Genomic DNA, 21537 nt, shown 5'->3' with positions numbered 1-21537 from the left:
CTGAGCTCCATAATGTAATTTTTCCTAGGCAGTCTATCTCGCTTTTGCGCAATAACAATAAGAATATTGATTGGTAAAACAACAGAGAGGGTAACATGTTAAAGTTTCTTAAGAGCAGTGTAAGTGCAGCTATATTGACCGGTGTCTTGATGAGCGGCGCGCTTGCCGGCGAGGTCAAGTCGATCGCCATCCTGACGCCCGAAGAAGGCACGGACTATGGCTGGAACCAGCAAGGCATCGACGCCGCCAAGGCGGCGGGCAAGGCCGCCGGCGTCGAAGTGGTCGTGGCCCAGGGCCTCGGCTATGGCGACGTTCGTCCGACCTTGCGGGAACTTGCCTCCGACGGCGCCAGCCTGTTGATCGCGCATGCCAGCGGCTACAACACCTCGGCGCCCGAAATCGCCAAGGAACTGAAAGTTCCGGTGGCGATCGTCGACACGCCAGCCGGCTTGGAGAAGGGCCTCGTCGCCGACTATACGCTGAGCGGCCACGAGGGTGCCTATCTGGCCGGCCGTCTCGCCGCCAAGGTGTCGCGTTCCAAGTCGGTCGGCATCGTCGTCTCGGGCGAACCGCCATCGTGGAATTCGCAGTCGGCGGCGTTCGCACAAGGCGTGAAGGCGGAAAACCCTGACGTCAAGATCACCTATGCGGTGATCGGCCCTGCCGCCTACAGCGACGCGGCCGGCGGCAAGCGCGTCACCGAAAGCGTGATCGCATCGGGTGCCGACATCATCTTCGGCCAAGGCAACGGTTCGAGCTTCGGCATGCTGCAGGCGGTCGAGACGACCAAGGCAGCCGATGGCGGCAAGGTCTATTTCATCGACGTCATCGGCGACAAGTCACCGATCGACAAGGGCTTCCTGCTGTCGTCGGTGGTGTGGAACATCGAGCCGGTCTATGCGGCGATGATTGCCGACCTGAAGGCCGACACGTTCGGCACCAAACACTATACGATCGGCCTCAAGGACGACTCGGTCAAGCTGCTGAAGACCGCTGCGATCCCGGACAATGCCTGGACGGAAATCCAGGCGCTGCGCGAGGACGTCATTTCCGGCAAGATCAAGGTTGAGCCGGTCTATGACGCGGCCGCCGTCAGGGCATTGATGACCAGCGTCGCCCAGTAAGGCGATCACGGCCGGCTGCCGGAGGGGTGATCCGTTCACCCCTCCGGACGATTCCCGTTTTTTTGGTGCTGGGCTTTCATGAGCGGTTTTTCTTCATCGTCCGTTGCAGGGCGCGACATCGTCGCGCTTGAAGGCGTGACCAAACGGTTCCCCGGCATCGTTGCCAATGACAGCGTCGACCTGTCGATCCGCCCGGGCGAAGTGCATGTGCTATTGGGCGAGAACGGCGCTGGAAAATCGACACTGATCGGCATGTTGTCCGGCCTGCAGCAGCCGGACGAAGGACGCATACTGGTCGACGGCAAACCGACGCCGATCACCTCGCCGCGCCATGCGCTGACACTCGGCATCGGCACTGTATTCCAGCACATGATGCTGGTGCCGACGCTGACGGTGGCGGAAAATCTCCTGCTTGGCGGGCCGTGGTGGCAGCGCCCCAGGACCGAGGAACTGGCGGCGCGCGTCGCCGAGATCACCGGCACGCTCGGCATCACCGTCAAGCTTCAAGCCAAGGTATCGGAGTTGTCGCTCGGCGAGCAGCAGCAGGTCGAGATTCTGCGCGCGATGCTGCGCAACAGCCGGCTGCTCATCCTTGACGAGTCCACCTCCATGCTGACGCCGAAAGGCATCGACGAACTCGGCGCACTGATGCGCCGCCTTGTCGAGCAGGGCCTGGCGATCGTCTTCATCACCCACAAGCTCAAGGAGGCGGCTGCCTTCGGCGATCGCATCTCGGTGCTGAAGCTCGGCCGCAAGGTCGGCGAGATCCCGCCCGAGCGGTTTCGCGCGCTGGGCGAACAGGAGATCGTCTCGGAGATCGTGGAATTGATGTTCGGCAAGCAGAAGGATGATCCGGAAGCCGTCGAGCGTCCGGTCCGCACTGCCCGAGCAGAAGCGGCCCCGCTGCTTCAGGTCGCAGATCTGGCGGTCGCGCCGACGGACAATGCGCCGGGCCTGTCGTCGATCTCCTTCGACATCCGCCCGGGCGAGATCCTGGGCATTGCCGGCATCGACGGCAACGGCCAGAAGCAACTGGCGGAAGCGCTGGCCGGCCAGCGTACAGCTGCCGGCGGCTCGATACGGCTGGACGGCGCCGCCATCGAGACGCTGAGCGTCGGCGAGCGCCGCCGGCGCGGCCTTCGCTACCTGACCGACGACCGGCTGGGCGAGGGCACTGTCGGAACCTTCCCGGTCTCGATCAACTTCTTCCTCAAGCAGGTCGGCGCGGCCCCGTTCTGGCGCAACGGCGTCGAGCAGCGCGCGGAGATCGACAAGCGCGCCGCCCAGCTCGTGCGCGAATATGACGTGCGTACGCCGAGCCTGAAGACGCCTGTCGCGCGGCTGTCCGGCGGCAACATCCAGAAGGTGCTTCTGGCACGGGAACTGGCTGAGGGCGCCAAGGTGGTGATCTTCAACAAGCCGACCTACGGGCTCGATCTCGCCAACACTTTGGCGTCGCGCCAGCGCATTCGCGACACGGCGGCGCGTGGCCTTGCGGTGCTGCTGATCTCCACCGACCTCGAGGAATTGCTTGGCATGTGCGACCGCATCGCCGTCATCGCCGACGGAGCTTTGGTCGGCACCGTCGAGAATGCCGACGATGCCCGCACCAAGGTCGGTCGCCTGATGATCGGACTTGCCGCATGAGCATCGACACCGCACCCACGGTCAGTGCCACCGCACTCGATGCCACGAGCGGGGCAAGGACGCGCCGCGACATCGCGCATCGGCTGCTGATGACGCTCGGCCCGATCCTCATCGCTCTCGTCATAGCCGGCTGTATCCTGCTTGCGGTCGGCGTCGACCCGCTCGCCTACTACGGCTTCGTGCTGGAGAAAGGACTGTTCTCGCCGCTCGGCATCCAGCAGACGCTGACGCGCATGGCGCCGCTGCTGTTTCTTGCCGCCGGCCTGATCGTGGCCTTTCGCGCCGGCATGTGGAATCTCGGCGGCGACGGCCAGTTCCTGCTCGGCGCGGTGACGGCGGCGGCCAGCGCTCCTATGTTCGTGCAGGTCATGCCAGCCTGGCTGGCGCTGGTCTGCTCGTTCCTCATCGCCATGGTGGTGGCGATGATCTGGTCGCTGGTGCCGGCCCTGCTGCGTGCCTATCAGGGCGTCAACGAGATCATCACCACGCTGATGATGACGTTCCTCGGCACCTCGCTCGCCAATGTGCTGGTCAAGCTGGCGTTTCGCGACCCCAACACGACCGTGCCGCAGACCCGTACGCTGCCGGTGGAAGACCGGTTGCCGCGCCTGTTCGAAACGACCATCACCAGCGGCTTGCTGCTTGGGCTGGCGGCGATCGTCATCGTGCATCTGGTGATGACGCGCACGGCGTTCGGGCTGAAGCTGAGGATCGTCGGCGCCAATCCACGCGCGGCGGTTCACTCGGGACTCGGTGTCCCCGGCCTGACCGTCGCCGTCTTCGCCATTTCGGCCGGGCTGGCCGGGCTTGCCGGCGCCGTCGACATCATCGGCGTCCAGGGCAATGTCCGCGCCGACTGGAATCCCGCCTATGGGCTTGCCGTGATTCCCGCCGTGTTTCTCGCCCGCATGAACGGCTTTGCGGCAATCGGCTTCGTGTTCCTGCTCTCGGTGCTTTCGATCGGCGGCGAGAGCGCGGCGCGCCGGCTCGGCGTGCCCAATCATTTCACTCTGGTGCTGGTTTCCATCGTGCTGATCGTGCTCGCGCTCGCCGAATATTTCGATCACCGATACAACCAGTCGCGGAGGGCCTAGGCATGACCGGGCTGTTCAGCGAAGTCTTTCTCAGCGCGCTCCTGTTCGGCGCCGTCACCGCGGCGATCCCGCTGCTGCTTGCCGGGCTCGGCGAGCAGATCTCCGAGAAGGCGGGCGTGCTCAATATCGGCATCGAAGGCATGATGCTGGCCGGCGCCTATCTCGGCTTTGTCGGCGCTTTCTATTCCGGGTCGCTGTGGCTGGGTTTTCTCACCGGTGCCGCCGGGGGTGCTGCGGTGGCGCTTGTCATGGCGCTGCTTTGCGTGCGCATCGGGCTGAACCAGATCGTCATCGGCATCGCGCTGACCTTGGGGCTCGAGGGCCTGACGGCACTGCTCCACCATTTCCAGTTCTCACGCAGCTACCCGCGCCTGCCCGCGGCGGATGCGACCGTCATTCCGCTGCTTTCGGACATCCCGGTCATCGGGCCTGCATTCTTCAAGCATCATCTGATCGTCTATCTGGCGGTCGCGCTGGTTTTCGGCATGAGCTACCTCTATCGGCGCACGCAACTCGGCCTCAATTTGCAGGCGGCAGGCGACAAGCCGGCCGCGCTCGATGTCGCCGGCATCGATGTCGTGCGGACCCGCACCATCGCCGTGTTGACGACCGGAGCGCTGGCTGGGCTCGGCGGCGCCTATCTCGCCAATGTCGGGGCTGGGCTGTTCATTCCGTTCATCACCAATGGCGCGGGCTTTCTCGGCATCGTGCTGGCCATGCTGGCGCGCGGTCGCCCGATCTGGGTGCTGTTCGGTGCGTTGCTGTTCGGTGTCTGCCTGTCGCTGACGACGGCCATGCAGGTGGCCGGGATCAACATACCGACCGACATCATCCAGATGCTGCCGTTCCTGGCGGTGATGATCATGCTGGTGCTGTTCGGCCGGCGCGCGAGCCTGCCGGCGGCGCTCGGCATTCCATACGAGCGCGGCGCGCGCTGAGGACAATTCATGCGCGGATGGGACCCGCGCCAATAAAGGAGGCAAGAATGTCGGATACCAAGGTCTACCTGCTCGATGGCGGCTCGCTCGTTCTCGACGGCTATCATGTGTTCTGGAATCGCGGCCCTGGCGGCGAAGTGCGCTTCCCGGTCTATTCGATCCTGATCGAGCATGCCGAGGGCCGGTTCCTCATCGACACCGGCTACGACTACGATCACGTGATGAAGGTGCTGCCGTTCGAAAAGCCGATCCAGGAAAAGCACCAGACCATCCCCGGCGCCCTGGCGCTGCTCGGCCTCGAACCGAAGGACATCGACGTCGTCGTCAATTCGCATTTCCACTTCGATCATTGCGGCGGCAACAAGTATTTTCCGCATGCCAAGAAGATCTGTCACCGGACCGAGGTGCCGCAGGCGTGCGATCCGCAGCCCTTCGAACATCTCGGCTATTCCGATCTGAGCTTTTCGGCGGAGGCTGCCGAAGCGCGTGGCGCGACCGGGCAATTGCTTGCGGGAACGACACGGGCGAACTCGACCTTTGAAGGCATCGATGGCGACGTCGAGCTTGCCAGGGGCGTCCGGCTGATCTCGACGCCCGGCCATTCGATCGGCCATTACAGCCTGCTGGTCGAGTTCCCCAAGCGCAAGCCGATCATGTTCACGATCGACGCGGCCTATACGCAGAAGAGCCTTGAAACGCTGTGCCAGGCGGCCTTCCACATCGACCCGGTGGCGGGCGTCAATTCGATGCGCAAGGTGAAGAAACTTGCCGAGGACCATGGCGCCGAGCTGATGTACTCGCACGACATGGACAACTTCAAGACCTACAGGACCGGCACGCAATTCTACGGCTGACCCCCGCCAATCCGGAGACCAAGACGATGCGTTATCTCGAACATGCCGATCCGGTCATCACCCTGACCGCGGGGCCGGTGAACGCCTATGCCGAAGTGCTGCGCGGCCTCGGGCGCACGGTGCTCTACGACTACGACCCGGCGTTCCAGCTTTTCTACGAAGGTGTGGTCGACAAGGCGCAAAAGGCGATGCGGCTGTCGAACAAGCCGGTCATCCTGCATGGCGAGCCGGTGCTTGGCCTGGAGGCCGCCGCGGCCTCGCTGATCACGCCGGACGATGTCGTGCTCAACCTTGCCTCAGGCGTTTACGGCAAGGGGTTCGGCTATTGGGCGAAGCGTTATTCGCCACATCTGCTCGAGATCGAGGTGCCCTATAACGAGGCGATCGATCCGCAGGAGGTCGAGGCAATGCTGAAGGCGCATCCGGAGATCACCGTCGTTTCCGTCTGCCACCACGACACGCCGTCCGGCACCATCAATCCGATCGACGCCATCGGTGCGCTGGTTTCAGCGCATGGCGGCTATCTCATCGTCGATGCCGTCTCGTCCTTTGGCGGCATGAAGACGCATCCCGGGGATTGCAAGGCCGATATCTATGTCACCGGCCCGAACAAATGCCTGGGCGCGCCTCCCGGCCTGACGATGATGGGTGTCAGCGAGCGGGCCTGGGCCAAGATGAAGGCCAATCCCCTGGCGCCGCGCGCGTCGATGCTGAGCATCGTCGACTGGGAGCATGCGTGGTCGCGGGACAAGCCGTTTCCATTTACGCCGTCGGTCTCGGAGATCAACGGGCTCGATGTCGCGCTCGACCTCTACCTCAATGAGGGACCGGAGGCGGTGTGGGCGCGCCATGCACTCACCGCCAAGGCCATGCGCGCTGGCGTTGCCGCGATGGGCCTGTCGATCTGGGCTGCCAGCGACAGCATCGCGTCGCCGACCACGACCGCTGTCCGCACGCCCGAAGGTTTCGACGAGAAGGCGCTTCGCCAGGCCGCGCGCGCCCGTTACGGCGTGGTGTTTTCGTCGGGGCGCGGCGAGACCTTGGGAAAGCTGACGCGCATCGGCCATATGGGACCGACCGCCCAGCCGATCTATGCGATCGCGGCGCTGACGGCACTGGGCGGCGCCATGAATGCGGCCGGCCAGAAACTGGCGATCGGCAGGGGCATCGACGCGGCGCTGGCCGTGATCGACGCCGACGCCTGAACAGACATCACCACGGATTGAGGGAGCATTTTCATGACTGAACGGCTTGCGGGAAAGACGGCCCTGGTTACAGGCGCCGCGCAGGGTATCGGCAAGGCGATCGCAGCGCGGCTTGCCGCCGACGGGGCAACCGTCATCGTCAGCGACATCAATGCCGAAGGCGCCGGGGCGGCGGCCGCGGCGATAGGCGGAAAGGCGAGGGCGATCGCCGCCGACATTTCCGATCCGGCATCCGTCAAGGCACTCTTCGGAGAAATCCAGGCCCTGACCGGGGGCATCGACATCCTGGTCAACAATGCCAGCATCGTGCCGTTCGTCGCCTGGGACGATGTCGATCTCGACCATTGGCGCAAGATCATCGACGTCAATTTGACCGGCACTTTTATCGTCAGCCGTGCCGGTACGGACCAGATGCGTGCGGCGGGGAAGGCCGGACGGGTAATCAGCATCGCATCCAACACCTTCTTTGCCGGCACGCCGAACATGGCTGCCTATGTCGCGGCCAAGGGTGGCGTCATCGGCTTCACCAGGGCGCTCGCCACCGAGCTTGGCAAATACAACATCACCGCCAATGCGGTGACGCCCGGCCTGATCGAGAGCGACGGCGTCAAGGCGAGCCCGCACAACGAGGCGTTCGGCTTCGTCGAGATGCTTCAGGCGATGAAAGGCAAAGGGCAGCCGGAACATATCGCGGACGTGGTCTCGTTCCTGGCCTCCGACGATGCGCGCTGGATCACCGGCCAGACGCTCAATGTCGACGCCGGGATGGTGCGCCACTAGCCAAAGCGCATCCCAAAAACTGTTACGCATTTCGGAACGACCTGCATCGGGGTTGCTGCAGCGGACGGGCGCGGCCATCAAAGGGAAATCATAGTGGACTTCGGATTCGACACGTCGGTTTTCGACGAGCTGACGATTGCAATGCTGGTCGCCGGCCTGGCCATGACCGGCGTGGCGTCCGGCGTGCTGGCTGGCCTGCTGGGAGTCGGTGGCGGTATCGTCATCGTCCCGGTGCTGTTCTGGGTGCTTAGCCTGTTCCAGTTTTCTCCTGATGTGATCAGCCATCTGGCGGTGGCGACGTCGCTTGCGGTCATTATCCCCACCTCGATCTCATCGATGCGGTCACACAACAGGCGCGGCAACGTTGATCGGCCTCTGCTCAATCTGTGGGGCCCGGCCATTTTCGTCGGTGCCCTCGTCGGTGGCATCATGTCGAAATTCATCCCGGGCGCCGGCTTGCGGCTGGTCTTCGGCGTCGTCGGCCTGCTGGTGGCCGTCAACATGGCGTTGCCGAAGCACCTCGTGATCTCCGATCACCTGCCGAAAAGCGGCTGGATCAACCGCGCGATCGCTGCTGTGATCGGCTTTGTCTCTTCGCTCATGGGGATTGGCGGCGGCACATTGTCGGTGCCGACGCTTTCCAGCTTCTCCTTTCCGGTGCACCGGGCCGTCGGCACATCGTCGGCGCTTGGCCTGCTTATCGCGCTTCCAGCGGTGGCCGGCTTCATCTGGTCGGGTCTCGCAATTGCAGGCAGGCCTCCGCTCAGCCTGGGTTACGTCAGCCTGCCGGCGGTTGCCATCATAGCGCCGGTGAGCTTTCTGTTTGCACCCTTGGGCGCCAAGCTCGCCCACGCGCTCAACCCGCGCTACCTGAAGCTTGCCTTTGCGTTCTTCCTGGCGATCACGGCCGGGCGAATGCTGCTTTCCTGAATCCGGTTCAGCGGCCTACTGCTATTTTTCCCGCATGGCCCGGCGGAAGTTCTGCGTGATCGGCTCGGCGAGATAAGAAAGCACGGTGCGAGCCCCCGTCCGGATCATCGTCTCGCTCGACATGCCGGGCAGCAGCTTGCGGCCCTCCAGCTTGCCGAGTTCGCTTTTGTCGATCACAACTGTCGCCGCGAAATAAGGTGCGCCGCTGCGTTCCTCAACCATGCGGTCAGCCGACACGATCTCCACGACGCCCTCGAGCGGCGGCAGGTTGTAGCGGGCGAAGGCCGGGAAGCTGACGCGCGCGAGCTGTCCGGGTGCGATCGTCTCGACATCCTCCGGCTTGACCATAGCCTCGACCACGAGTTGTTGTCCGAGCGGTACGATCGTCATCAATGTCTCACCGGGTTTCACGACACCGCCCGCGGTATGGACCTTCAAGTCCATGACGATGCCGTCAACCGGCGCGACAACGTTGGTACGGCTAAGCACGTCCCTGGCGGAACGCTCCTGCTGTCCGAGGTCAAACAGCTCCGCCTCGACCTTGCTCAACTCGTCGACGGCCTCGTTCAGGCGCACTGTGTTGAGGTTCAGGATCTGCATGTCGATCTCGGCCATGGCGCTTCCGGCACGGGCGATTGCCGCGACATTGGTGGCGCGCTCGCCCTCGATCTCCCGCTGCTGGCGTCTGAGCGACAAGTTCCGTTCGCGGGTGGTCAGCCCTTTCTTGAGCAGACCCTCAAGGTCTTTGCTTTCACCCTCGATTGCCTCGATCTGCTTGTCTTCCGTGACGATAAGCTGCTCCAGCCCCGTTATCTCTTCCTCGACCTGGTGACGGCGCTGGCCGAGAATTTCCTGCTCGTCCTTCAGATTGTGGTGCTTCGCTGTAAACACGTCACGCTGTGCTGCCACCGCGTCCTTCACGGCGATCGCGGGGTTTGCGAGCAACGCCGGATTGAACTCGATCTCGGTCTTGCCGTCACGCTCGGCCCTGAGACGCGCGGCCAGCGCCTCACGCGTTGCTATCCGGTTCTGGATCAGGTCGAGCTGCGCCTTTGCCTGCGTGTCGTCGAGCCCGACGAGGATCTTGCCCGCCTTGACGATATCCCCGTTGGCGGCGTTCAACTCCGCGATGATGCCGCCCTCGAGGTGCTGGATGAGCTTGCGGTCGCCGGCGACCTTGATCACGCCCGACGCCACCGCAGCGCTGTCCAGCGGCGCCAGGGCCGCCCATCCCCCGGCCACGCCGAAGAACAGGAACATGATCGCGAAGCCGGTGCACGTCACGCCGGTGAGACGGAGGGGTTGCGGCTCCAGGAGAGAGGGCGGCGCGAGGGGCAGCGGCACGACCTTCAATTCGGGGGGGCGGCTCATGCTTCCTTGACCTCTTTGATTTCCTTCACCACTTCAAGGGCTGGCAACTGGGCCGCCTTGGGCAGATGGGCCACCTTGCCGACACGGCTGGCGAGTTCGTTGAAGACATGGTCGCGCGGCCCGAAGAGATCTTGCTGACCCCTGTTGAGGACCAGTATCTTGTCTACCTTGTCCAAAATGCTGGCGCGGTGCGCGATAAGGATAACGGTCGTATTCGTCGCCTTGGCCACGCCGAGAGCGGCAATCAATGCCTCCTCGCCCTCCCTGTCGAGGTTGGAATTGGGTTCGTCGAGGATAAGCAGCGCGGGGTCGCCGTAGAGTGCCCGCGCCAGCCCGATGCGCTGGCGCTGCCCGCCCGACAGTATCGCACCCGCTTCGCCGATTTCGGTGCCGTACGCCTTCGGCAGTCCTTTGATCAGCTCGTGGACTCCCGCCAACTGCGCGGCCTCGACCACCTTGTTGAAGACCGCCGGGTTGAGCATCGCGAAGCGGCAAATGTTTTCGGACACGGTGCCGGCGAAGAGCTCGATGTCCTGCGGCAGATAGCCGACATGACGACCACGGTCTTCCGCCGCCCATTGGGCAACATCCGTTCCGTCCAGCAAGGCGCGCCCCGCGGACGGGCGCCAGGCGCCGGCGAGTATGCGCGCCAGGCTCGTCTTGCCAGCCCCGCTCGGACCGATCAACGCCATCGCTTCACCCGGCTCGAGGCGGAAGTTGATCCCCTTGAGGATGTGCTCGCCACCCTGCCGGGCAAGCACAAGGTTGTCGGCCTCAAACCTGCCTTTCGGACGGGGCAGTGGCAGGACCGGTGTGGCCTCCCGGTGCTGTCCGGCGACCGCGGTGAGGCGCCGGTAAGCGGCACGGGCTCCGACCGTCGCCTTCCAGGTGCCGATCGCTTGCTCGACCGGTGACAATGCGCGGCCCATCAGGATCGAGGCGGAGATCATGATACCGGGCGAGGCCTCGTTGCGAAGAACCAGATAGGCACCGAGGCCGAGTATGGCCATTTGCAGGGCCAGCCGGTGACAACGCGCGATGGCCGCGATGACCCCACCCCGGTTAGCGGCAAGGACTTGTCCTTTGTTCGCCTCGTCCTGCTGTGCCTTCCAGCCTTCCATCAGCGGCTTTAGCATACCCATCGCCTGGACGACCTCGGCGTTGCGGATCGTCGCCTCGGCCTGCACGTATGCCCGCGACTGTGCATTTGCAGCCTCGGTCAATGGTTTGCGTGTGACGTATTCGTTGAGCAACGCCAACGCAAAGAGGACAATCCCGCCGCACAGCGCCAACCAGCCCAGCCAGGGGTGCATGACGAATATGGCGGCGAAAAACAACGGTGCCCAAGGCGCGTCAAGAATCGGGAAGATGCTCGGGCTGGTGAAGAAATTCCGCACTTGATCCAGGTCGCGTAGCGGACGGGCGTTGGCATGACCGGGCGCCGAGGCGGCATATTCCACGGATGCGGTCAGGAGAACCGGTGCCAACCGCGCGTTCATCCACGATCCGACTTTAGCCAGAAGACGCCCGCGCACCACCTCCAGCCCCGCCATTGCCGCGAGTGCCCCTGCCGCCATAAGCGACAGCATCACCAGCGTCTCCAGGCTGTGGCTGGACAACACGCGGTGGTAGACCTGGAGCATATAGAGCGCCCCGGTCAGCATCAGCACGTTGATGCCGCCGCTGAACCAGACAAGCGGCCGGATGGCGCGTCTGGCCTCTTTCATCACCACCTGCAGGGCAGGCGGCTGTTGGTTGGTTCTCATCATCTGGATGACATCTCCGTGCAAGAGATCGCGGGAGGCGCACGGGGGCAGCATCGGCTGCCCCCGTTGGTCAAGTGTCAGGCGACATCAACAAGTATGTGCTGCATGTCTGTCACATCCCCGTCCGCGTCCGCCACCTGGAAGGCGAAGTCGAGGCTGGCTGACGGCGTCTCGGTCACGGTCGTGCTGAAGGCGATGTCCACGATCTTCAGCACGTCGTTGTCAGCGCCGTCGAAGCTCACCAGATCGTTGGTCGCAACGCTGCTGCCGCCGCCAGCTCCGGTCTCCCTGATCAGGTCGATGGCACTGCCGGTGATCCCGTTGCCCGACTGCATGATCTGGACACCCTGCAGCAGGTACTCTTCGCCGGCTGCGTTGTAGTCGTTCTGCTCGATGATCACGAGGCCGTCATTGTTGTCGAGCGTGAACTCCGAGCTGTACGGGGACGGGGCCTGACCCGTCTTGAAGATGTCGGCGTTCTGCACGTACATAGCCCGTGTGATCGAAGTGTCGTCCGCGGTGCCGAAAATGTTGTCGGCACCGTTGTCGGCCAGGTTGAGGATCAGCATCAGGTCCTCGCTGTTGCCGATGCCGTCGAACTCGATGGCCATGCTGCCGGCGAAAGCCGACGTCTGCGGTGTCTGCTGCACCTCGGTTGCGATACCGACATTGTTGTCGAAGAACCGCAACGTGAGCAATTCGCCTTTCTGGATCGTGTCACCGGCGACACCGTTGGTGTTCTGCGTCGCAGACACCCATGTTTCATTGTCGTTGCTCACCATGTCGTGAGCGCCGAAGGCGAATGAGGAGTCAAAGGGGTTGGATGCCCCCTCGCCGTTATTCGTCAATCCGAACGGGTTGGATCTGTTGATCGCGTTGCCGGTGAACTGCACGTAGAAGTCTTCGTCTACATTCTGCGTGGTCCCGTCATCCGCCTGCAATTGTTCCAACACGATCTGCGGGTGGCCCGTATTGCTCGTGGGCTGCTTGGACAAGAGTTCACTGGTGTGGATAAGGTCGAAGCTGAAGCCTTCGAGCGGATCGGTCAGGGTGATGGTGTAAGTGCCGGCACCCTTGTCGAAGAGGAGGGTGCCGCCCGCCGTGCCCGGCTGGACGAGATCCGCTGGGTCCTTGTCGTAGGTGAAGCTGAAGTCGAACGTCGCGAAATCGGAGTCCTCCGACGCGAGCGTGACGTCCGAGGTGATGAGATTGCCCCCGCCGCCGCCGGCGATCGAGCCGGTGAGTGCGATCTGGATGCCATTAAGCGGGTCGCCATCCTGGTCGACGAAGTCAGAGTGCGTGGCATCGTAGAACGCGTCCGGGCGAGCATCCGCGCCGATGTCGTACCCGAAGGCTCCGGTGGCGGACGCATTGGCCGCATTAGCCAGGGTTTCGTGGGTACCATCGCTACCACCACCGGAGGCATCACCGTCGAACGGCACCGTGATCGTCGGGCCGTCATCCTCGAAGGTGAAAGCAGTGCCGATGTTGGCTGTTGCCTCGGCGGTGTCGCCGTCACCATCGGTGGCGGTCGCGGTCAGAGTAACCAGATCGGCCGCGGCAAGTACCGCCGCCGAAGCGCCACTCTCCACGGGATCTGCCGGATCGTTATGGATAACCGAACGGTCCTGAGTCAGCGTTACCTCGCCGGTGTTCTCATCGACGCTGATCAGGAAGGCGACCGTAGCCGTGTCGTTCTCCAGATAGCCTTCGATTTCGCCGTTGCCATTGACGCGCAGCAGAATGTTATCGCCGCTGAGCGTGTCGTCGAGGCCGCTGTCGACGTCTGCGCTCTTGACGCCGAGCTCATAGGTGACGGCGCCGCCGTCGGCGCCGAGGTCGGTGCTGAAGGCGGAAGTAAAGCTTGCCGATGTGGTATCGGAAAGATCGCTGTCGTCGGTGGTCAGCGTCGGAATAGTGCCGTCCGCCGTCACCGTCGGGCCGTCATCCTCGAAATGGAAGGCGTCGCCGATATTGGCGGTTGCAGCGTCGGTGTCGCTGTCACCATCGGTGGCGGTCGCCGTCAACGTCACCAGGTCGGCCGCAGCGAGTGTCGCCGCCGATACGCCGCTCTCCACCGGATCGGCTGCATCGTTGTGGACGACCGAGCTATTCTGGGTCAGCGTCACCTCGCCGGTGTTCTCGTCGACGCTGATCAGGAAGGCGACCGTGCCTGTGGCGTTCGCCAGATAGCCTTCGACCTCGCCGCTGGCGTTGAGGCGCAGCAGGATGTTGTCGCCGCTGAGCGTGTCGTCGAGGCCGCTGTCGACACCGGGGCTCTTGACGTCGAGCGCATAGGTGACGCCGTCGAGGCCATCGGCGCCGGCGTCGACGCTGAAGACCGGCGCGAAGCTTGCCGACGCTGTATCGGGAATGTCGGTATCGTCGGTAATCAGCGGCGAAACAGTGCCGTCCGCTGTCACCGCCGGCCCGTCATCGTCGAAGTTGATGAAGGAGCCGACCTCTTCGCTGTGGGCGTTGGTGTTCGTCGTCGAGAAATGGAACTCGGAGATATCGAGCCCTTCGTTTGAATCGACCGATGATACCTGCAGCCGATCCATTGGGCTGCTGGTGATGACATCGACGGTGGTGACGTTGTCGAGTCCGGTGATGGTGACTATGCCCGTGCCGAGCCCACTGACGGTGACGTTGCCGCTCCCAGTGGCATAGGTGCCATTGGCGATGATGGTGGACGCAAACCCTGATTCACCCGTCAACGTGAGGCTGGTGATGTTCACGAGGTTGGTCGCGGTGCCGTCAAAGAAATCCGTGCCTTGATCGTTGCCCGTATTGTTGAAGGCAGCGATACTGACGTCCACCCGATCAGTGGGAGTAGAAGGCGTGATCTGGTTGATTGTGAATCCGGCCCGCGTGACGGTCTCGAGATGGCTATCGTACTGGATTTCCGAGGCATCACCCGCGGCCAGATCACCGCCGGTCACAAAATCGACCTGGAGCGTTTCGCCCGGATTAATGCTCTGGTTGTTGACGCCGAAGCCCTTTTCACTCACGTTGGCGGTGCCACCGTTCAAGCCTATCACCAGAAGCTGCTTGGAAGCGTCATCGGGCGAATTGATCAAGTAAAAATCATTGTTGCCGGGCGCGGCGTCCTCGCCCAAAAAACTGACCACGGAGGTTCCCGCAACGGAGGCGAACACTGCGTCTTCCAGATTGATGCGGTCGTCCGGGTTGGTCTCGTCCGGATGGAACAACGGCACGTACTGGACCGTATACAAATCCGCATTGGTGTTGCTGGTGTTGATCAGGGCGAACGAGAAGGCGAGCGGTCCGGTCTCGGCGGGCTCAGTGCCCGCGTCAGAGGTGCCAATGACGCCGATCACGACGTTTGGATGCGTTAGGTCCTGGAACAGCCAGACATAATTGCCATCGACCGTCTGAATGCCGCTGTTCACGCCGACGGTGGTGGAAAACGGGGTTCCAGCGAGGTTCTGTGAGAGAACGACCGAGGTGATGGTTTCTCCCGCGCTCGCCGAGGCCTCCACGAAGTTGGCCTGGAAGGCGACCTCAGGCGAGGTCAACCCATCCGGATCGTCGAGACTTAGGAGATATTGCACCGTGGGGTTGGTGTCGTATGGCGGAATGGCCGGATTGATATCATCGTCCGTAAAACCGATTGTCTCGTCGATGATGATGTCTTGAGCTACGATATCGAGTGCCATGGAGATTCTCCTTGGTTCAAAATGCTTTCTGGAAAGGGATGCAGCCCCCAATGCCGGAAATGCACCTACCCCGGTGCAGCCGGTCGCATACTGAAATGCGCCCCTCCAATTTCATTGTGCCGCCGGCGCAGAGGGCGCGTCCATTCCCGCTTCGATAGTATTGCGGTCAATGTCCGCACCTGATCGAACGATATATATCCATCGGTAGATCAGGCTGGCGGGTGCTGGGGGAGGCCGCGCCGGCACAAGGCAGATGCCGTCAGACGGCTTTCCGGCCGTTGCCGTGCGTACAATGTCGGCGCGAGGAGAGAGGGACGGTCAGAGCAGGCCGGTTCGGCCCGTTCGTGGACGCTCGGTGGCTTTGCCGTGCGTCATCCAGGCCAGTTCCGCCCGGCCGCCGAGGTGCAGCTTCTCGTAGACGTGATGCAGGTGCATCTTCACCGTACCTTCGGATAAATGCAGCCGCTGCGCGATGGTCTTGTTGCGCAGCCCGCGCGAGACGAGATCGGCGATCTCGGTCTCCCGCCCGGTCAGCCGGGACATGGGCTGCGGCTGCGAGCCCGGCATCAGCAGCTGCTGGACGATCTTGTTGTCGATCCACTTCTTGCCCGCCGCCACCGCATTCACGCATTCGACGAGAAAGCGGTGGCTGATGCCGTCCAGAAACAGGCCGTCGACGTCGAGCGTCTGTATTTCCTTGATATCGAGCCTGCCGGTTGGCTGCACGATGAAGATGATGCCGAGAGCGCTGTTGCCAGCCTTCAGCCGTGAGGAAAGACCTGATGTCTGCTGGTCCTCGAGATCCACGCCCACGATGACGATATCAGGTTGATGGCGCTCCACATGAGCGAGAACGTCCACAGGGCGGCGGCACTGGGCGACAACATCGTGTCCAGCCTTCTGCAAAACCCATTCCAGACCGGCGAGATATACCCCTCGCGGGTCCGCCACGACCAACGTCGACATGCGAACACCGTCCGTAAAAAACGCAACGAACTTGGTTAAGTACCCGTAAAATCAGGAAACCAGAGCCTAGGCCTATTGTCAAGTAATAGCTAATATACATGTTGCTATAATAACGCCCCGAGACTGCCGCTCGGAACGGCGCCGTGAAAGGCCAACCTATGATATGCCTGTCACGTCAAGGTTCTAACGTCCCTTGCCGCGCGGCCCAGTCGTACGGGTATAGGCAGTAAAAATAGCCGGTGCGTTCGGTTGCGATGTATTTCAGATGCGTGCCATTGGGCAGCCAGACGATGTCGCCAGGGCGGCATTCGTGGCGGCCGTCATCCAGTTCGATCGTCAGCGTGCCTTCATGGATGAACAGGACCTCGTCATAGGTCACGGTCCAGTCGATCGAGGCGTTCTCCAGATACTCGATGCCACCGCCCATGGTCCGGCTGATCTCGGCATTGATCACGCGCGCGATCGACGACGTTCCGGTCGGCGTGACTGATGGCTTCAGAGTCAACTCGCTGTGCTTGAAAATCCTGGCCTTGGACATTGTCATCCTTTCTTTGCGCGAAGATTGGCTTTGGAGGGAGTGACGCCGGACGGGGCCAGCCCGGCGAGCCATCTCGTCACCGGATTCAGCTTGCGCCCGGCATGTTCGAGATCGTCGCGCCGACGCACCGCGCCACGGACGAAATGCGCACCGACGAAGCGAAAGGGTTCGGGCGGGAAACCGCGCGCCACCGGACGCACCAGCGCCGAATGCGTCAGTTCCGATTCGCCGTCAGTCAGCAGGCCGGTGAGGATCTCGCCGCCGATATAAGCCATTGTCGTGCCATTGCCGGAAAAGCCGTAGCCGTAGACGACATCGCGGTTGGCGGGCAAAGCGCCGAACAGCGGCACGCCGCTGACCGTCCGGTCGATCGGGCCGTTCCACGATGTTTCGAGCGGGAAATCGGCGAGCGCCGGGTGGCCATCCCGCAGCACGCGACGCATTTCGGCGACCCGTGGCGACAGGCCATGGAAACGCTGGTCGACGATGCCGCCGAAGCCAATGACGCCACCGCTGACGCCGACGGACAGCCGACCATCGCGCGTCGGAGACCAACCGCCAACGAAGACGCGGGAATCGATCATCAGCGGCGCCCGGCGGTAGCCGACCTTGTCGAGAAGGCCTGGAATGGGCTGTGACATGGCGTCGTCGCTGGAGATGTTGAAGATCGCAGGGGCCAGTTCCGGAATCGCCCCGGACCAGGCATTCATGGCAAGCACGACCTTGCCGCAGGACACAGTTCCTTTCGCCGTTTCCACCGTGAGCTTGCCACGTCGCGAAAACCGCTTCATCGGCGACTTTTCATAGATCCGAACGCCGCGGTTCAGCGCTGCACGACGCAGGCCGCGCACCAGGAACCCTGGATGCACAGTTGCCGACGAAGCGTCGAACGCACCGCCAAGGTGGCTCGTCGTACCGGCCATCGCCGCGATCTCCGGGCGCGAAACTCGCCGCGCCGGGACGTAGCCGTGCGCTGCCAGCTTGTTTAACGCGTCGTCCCAGGCGCCAAGCTGTGCTTCGCACGTAGCGCCCCAGATCCAGCCGATGCGATCGAACCAGGCGTCGATTGCCTCGGTCTTGCAGAAAGCCTCGATGCCGCCGATCGCGGCTTCGGATGCCTTGATGATCGAAAGCGCGTCGTTTCCGTCGCGCAGCGCGGCAAGCGCGCTGTATTTGGTCCACGCCGAAAGCACCATTCCGGAATTGCGGCCGCTCGGGCCACCACCACAAATGTCGCGCTCTACAATGACAACGTCGAAGCCTGGATTGTGCTGCTTGAGGCGAATGGCGGTCCACAGTCCGAGATACCCGCCGCCAACGATGCAGATGTCGGCCTGCGTTGTCTCTTCGAGCGGAGGCGCAAGGTCCGGGTCCTCGGGCAATGCCTGCCGCAGCCAATGGCTCCGCCAGCGGATGTCTTTTTCCGGCAACTGCATCACGATGCGCCTGCCGCGGACAGGCGGCGCTCCACCAGCCTGACCAAAAGACTGGCGCCCATCGGCAGGATAGCGTCGTTGAAATCGTAATTGGTGTCGTGCGCGGCGGCCTGGTGCGCGTCGTCCGCCTGGCCAAGCAAGAAATAGCAGCCCGGCCGCTGTTCCAACATGTAGCAGAAATCTTCAGAACCCATCTCGGGAGGCGGATCGACGACGAGACGTTCCGAGCCCATCACCTCGTTCGCAATCGCGATCATCGCGTCGGCTTGCGCCGGAGTGTTGATCGTCGGCGCGAAGGGCGTTTCGTAGCGAATATCGACGCTGGCGCCAAAAGCTTCAGCCTCGTTTTTCGCGATGCGGCGGATTGCCATCTCCAGCGTCTTTTGAACCTGATGGTCGAAGGTGCGCACGGTGCCGGTCAGAAACGCCGCATCGGGGATGGTGTTGAAGGCTTCGCCGGCGCGCAGGCTGCCAACGGTGACGATTGCCGGAGAGTGCACATCGGTCAGGCGACCGGGCAGGGCTTCTATCGCCAGCAGGATGCGCGCGGCGACGGGGAGTGGATTGATCGCCAGATGCGGCATCGCCGCGTGGCCGCCCCTTCCATGGACGACGATCTCGAAGCGATCGGCCGCCGCGGCCACCGTTCCGCGGTGGACGGCGATCTCGCCGAGAGGCCGTTCGCAATTGTGCAGCGCGTAGACTTCATCGCAGGGGAAACGCTCGAAAAGGCCATCATTCAGCATGGCGAGTGCCCCACCTCGACCCTCCTCGGCCGGCTGGAAAATGAAATGCACGGTGCCGGCGAAGTCGGGCGAGCGGGCAAGCGCCGAGGCTGCGCCGAGCAGCATCGTCGTGTGACCGTCATGGCCGCAGCCATGCATCCTCCCGGGAATGCGGGATGCATGCGGCAGCGGCCGCGCCTCGGTCATCGGCAGGGCGTCCATGTCGGCTCGGATGCCAAGACTGCGACCAGCGCCGAGCCTGCCCCTGAGCGTACCGACGACACCTGTCCGTCCGACGCCTTCGGTCGTCTCGATGCCCCACGAGCGCAGTTTGTCCGCCACGAAACGCGCCGTCTCGAACTCTTCGAAGCCGAGTTCTGGATTGGCATGCAGATGCCGCCGCCAGGTCGTCATCTCGGTCTCCAACTGCTGTACCGATGGAACCAGTCTCATGCCGATGCCCTTGCGCGGAGAGTTTGCGAGCGGCCCTGAAGGATGGCGATGACACCAAGCAGGGTCGCAGAGAATGCGATCAGCAGCACAGCGACGGCCGCGATGGCAGGGCTGATGGATTCGCGAACCCCGGAGAAGATCATGCGAGGCAAGGTTCGCTCCGCGCCTGTCGAGAGGAAACTTGCGACGACGACTTCGTCGAAAGAGATGATGAAGGCGATGATGGCCCCTGTAATGACGCCCGGCGCTATCAGCGGCAGCACTACCTTGAAGAATGTGCGGATGGTGCCGGCGCCGAGCGATGCGGCCGCGCGAACCAATGTCCGGTCGAAGGTCGAAAGGCTGGCGACGACAGTCGTCAGCATCACAGGCACGGCCATCGCCGTATGCACCAGAATGATGGATAGCTTGTTGCCGACGAGTCCCAGTGTGGCGAAGAATGAAAAAGCCGCGACGCCGACGATGACAACCGGCGTCACCAAGGGCGCGGCGATGATCGCGTAGAGAATCCGTTTGCCGGCAAAATCGCCCCAGGCGAGTCCGATCGCCGCAGGTATGCCGAGCAGCAACGCCAGGACCGTGGTGGACAGCCCGATGACGACCGAGTTCCACAGTGCGTTCGGCCAACGCTGGTCGACCCACAGTTCGGCATACCAGCGCAGCGACCAGCCCGGCGTCGGAAATGCCAGCGAATTGCTCGAGGTCAGCGACATAGGGATCACGATCAGCAGGGGCAGGATGATGAACGCCAGCAACGTCGCCGCATAGGCATACATCAGCCACTTCCGGAAGCGGTCGGCGCTCATGCGACATGCGCCTTGCGGCGGAAGAGGACGGACGCCGTCCAGAACAGCAACGCAAACAACACGAGGATCATCAGCAGTTGCAGCGAAAGCGCTGCACCCATGCCCCAGTTCAGTGTGCTGTTCGTGTAGAAAGCTATGTAGCTGGAGATCATCTGGTCGGTCGGCCCGCCGACAAGCGTCGGGGTGATGTAGTAGCCAAGTGCGAAGACAAAAACGATCGCCCCGCCAGACAGGATCCCTGGCAGGATCAACGGCAACTGCACGCGGCGCCATGCCGTGAGCCACGGCGCACCCAGCGACAGTGCCGCGCGCATGTAGGTGGTCGGAACCCGCCGCATGACAGCGACGACGGAGAGCACCATCATAGGCAGCAGAACCTGAACCATCGCCAAATAGAGCGAAAAGCGGGTGTAGATGAGGTCGAGGGGTTCGCTGACGATACCCAATCCGAGCAGAGTGGAATTCACGGGGCCGTTCTTCTGCAGCACGATGATCCAGATGACGGTGCGCACCAGCAGCGATGTCCAGAGCGGAAACAGGATCAACGCGAACATCAGCTTCGACCAGGCCGGGGGCGCGCTGACAATTGCCTGCGCCAGCGGCACGGCGAGCACCGCGCAGATGACGGTCACCACGATGCTGATCCAGATCGTACGCAGCAGCGCGTCGACGAAGATGGCGCGGTCGGCGGAAACGGCTTCGATCGAATTGTCCGCGCCTCGCTTCAGGTCCAGGCTCGCAAGCAGATAATAGTCCGTTCGCGCGCTTTGCTGACGCGCTATGACCTGCCAGAGATCGATGTTTTTCCAACCGGCCTGTTTGGCGAGCACCTCGTCGCGCACGGGGCGCATGTCGAGCTTGCCGTCGGCCGCATCCTTTGCCGTCTTGATGACGAGGAAACGGCTGCCGACCACGCGCTGGTTCACGAGTTGCGCCAGGACGCCTTCCTTCCCGGCGCGCCGCGCGTCGGCCAAATCCTCGACGAGTGCTGCAAAGACGGGTTCGCCAGGCAGGCCGCTATCCGCATTCCAGCCCGCCAGAGCGGCAATTGTGCGCGGCAGGTTGTTCGAGAAATCCGAGTTGTCGACGGCCAGAGCGAGGAAGCGCGCTACCGGCCACAGAAACAGAATGACGACGAACAGAATAAGCGGGGTCGTCAACAGGGCGAGCATGCCGCCCCGTTGGCGCCGCTTCATAGCCGGCTTTGTCCCGACCAACATGCCT

Annotated in this window: 17 protein-coding genes; 8 read left to right on the top strand and 9 right to left on the bottom strand. The window is 63.0% G+C overall.

The annotated features are described in order from the left end of the window. The first annotated feature begins 95 nt into the window (after positions 1-95). The 8 genes from NP503_RS25405 to NP503_RS25370 all read left to right on the top strand — a co-directional run bounded on the left by NP503_RS25405 (position 96) and on the right by NP503_RS25370 (position 8572). Positions 96-1124 carry a BMP family protein gene (locus NP503_RS25405; RefSeq protein ID WP_127267961.1) on the top strand — a complete coding sequence of 343 codons (1029 nt, stop codon included), beginning with the start codon at positions 96-98 and terminating at the stop codon, positions 1122-1124. A gap of 78 nt (positions 1125-1202) precedes the next feature. Further along, positions 1203-2771 (top strand): ABC transporter ATP-binding protein, encoded by a 1569-nt coding sequence (locus NP503_RS25400; protein WP_127270365.1) that lies wholly within the window; start codon positions 1203-1205, stop codon positions 2769-2771. Next, the gene (locus NP503_RS25395; RefSeq protein ID WP_127267959.1) at positions 2768-3865 is read left to right on the top strand and encodes an ABC transporter permease; all 1098 of its coding nucleotides are present in this window, start codon (positions 2768-2770) and stop codon (positions 3863-3865) included. Before NP503_RS25400 ends, NP503_RS25395 begins: the two co-directional genes overlap by 4 nt. A gap of 2 nt (positions 3866-3867) precedes the next feature. After that, on the top strand, positions 3868-4803 hold the full coding sequence (locus NP503_RS25390) for an ABC transporter permease (protein ID WP_127267958.1): 936 nt from the start codon (positions 3868-3870) through the stop codon (positions 4801-4803). Positions 4804-4850: 47 nt separating this feature from the next. Continuing rightward, on the top strand, positions 4851-5657 hold the full coding sequence (locus tag NP503_RS25385) for a 4-pyridoxolactonase (RefSeq protein WP_127267957.1): 807 nt from the start codon (positions 4851-4853) through the stop codon (positions 5655-5657). Positions 5658-5683: 26 nt separating this feature from the next. Next, entirely contained in the window at positions 5684-6862 is a 1179-nt protein-coding gene (gene ppaT, locus NP503_RS25380; protein ID WP_127270366.1) for a pyridoxamine--pyruvate transaminase, read from the top strand. A 33-nt stretch (positions 6863-6895) separates the two neighbouring features. Next, positions 6896-7642, top strand: a complete 747-nt coding sequence (locus NP503_RS25375; RefSeq protein ID WP_127270367.1) for an SDR family NAD(P)-dependent oxidoreductase — start codon at positions 6896-6898, stop codon at positions 7640-7642. 93 nt (positions 7643-7735) lie between these two features. Further along, positions 7736-8572, top strand: coding sequence for a sulfite exporter TauE/SafE family protein (locus NP503_RS25370; RefSeq protein WP_127269265.1), 837 nt, complete (start codon positions 7736-7738; stop codon positions 8570-8572). 21 nt (positions 8573-8593) lie between these two features. Here the strand turns inward: NP503_RS25370 and NP503_RS25365 are convergent, their stop codons facing one another. From NP503_RS25365 to NP503_RS25325, 9 genes are all read right to left on the bottom strand, one after another. Further along, positions 8594-9943: an HlyD family type I secretion periplasmic adaptor subunit gene (locus NP503_RS25365; protein ID WP_127269264.1), complete on the bottom strand. Its 1350-nt coding sequence runs from the start codon at positions 9941-9943 to the stop codon at positions 8594-8596. Then, positions 9940-11709, bottom strand: a complete 1770-nt coding sequence (locus NP503_RS25360) for a type I secretion system permease/ATPase (protein ID WP_127269267.1) — start codon at positions 11707-11709, stop codon at positions 9940-9942. Before NP503_RS25360 ends, NP503_RS25365 begins: the two co-directional genes overlap by 4 nt. A gap of 77 nt (positions 11710-11786) precedes the next feature. Then, positions 11787-15389, bottom strand: coding sequence for a DUF5801 repeats-in-toxin domain-containing protein (locus tag NP503_RS25355; RefSeq protein WP_127270368.1), 3603 nt, complete (start codon positions 15387-15389; stop codon positions 11787-11789). 318 nt (positions 15390-15707) lie between these two features. Then, positions 15708-16355, bottom strand: a complete 648-nt coding sequence (locus NP503_RS25350) for a response regulator transcription factor (RefSeq protein WP_127268144.1) — start codon at positions 16353-16355, stop codon at positions 15708-15710. A gap of 175 nt (positions 16356-16530) precedes the next feature. After that, positions 16531-16893, bottom strand: coding sequence for an AraC family ligand binding domain-containing protein (locus NP503_RS25345; protein WP_164748744.1), 363 nt, complete (start codon positions 16891-16893; stop codon positions 16531-16533). A gap of 2 nt (positions 16894-16895) precedes the next feature. Further along, on the bottom strand, positions 16896-18329 hold the full coding sequence (locus NP503_RS25340; RefSeq protein ID WP_127268146.1) for an FAD-binding oxidoreductase: 1434 nt from the start codon (positions 18327-18329) through the stop codon (positions 16896-16898). Next, positions 18329-19507, bottom strand: coding sequence for a M20 aminoacylase family protein (locus NP503_RS25335; protein WP_127268147.1), 1179 nt, complete (start codon positions 19505-19507; stop codon positions 18329-18331). The genes NP503_RS25340 and NP503_RS25335 overlap by 1 nt, the downstream gene beginning before the upstream one ends. Then, positions 19504-20313 carry an ABC transporter permease gene (locus NP503_RS25330; protein WP_127268148.1) on the bottom strand — a complete coding sequence of 270 codons (810 nt, stop codon included), beginning with the start codon at positions 20311-20313 and terminating at the stop codon, positions 19504-19506. The genes NP503_RS25335 and NP503_RS25330 overlap by 4 nt, the downstream gene beginning before the upstream one ends. Continuing rightward, positions 20310-21509: an ABC transporter permease gene (locus NP503_RS25325; protein WP_164748743.1), complete on the bottom strand. Its 1200-nt coding sequence runs from the start codon at positions 21507-21509 to the stop codon at positions 20310-20312. The genes NP503_RS25330 and NP503_RS25325 overlap by 4 nt, the downstream gene beginning before the upstream one ends. Positions 21510-21537 lie beyond the last annotated feature (28 nt).

This window comes from Mesorhizobium sp. SEMIA396 (assembly GCF_024518615.1).
GTDB lineage: Bacteria > Pseudomonadota > Alphaproteobacteria > Rhizobiales > Rhizobiaceae > Mesorhizobium.
This window is presented reverse-complemented; position numbering and strand designations above follow the sequence as displayed.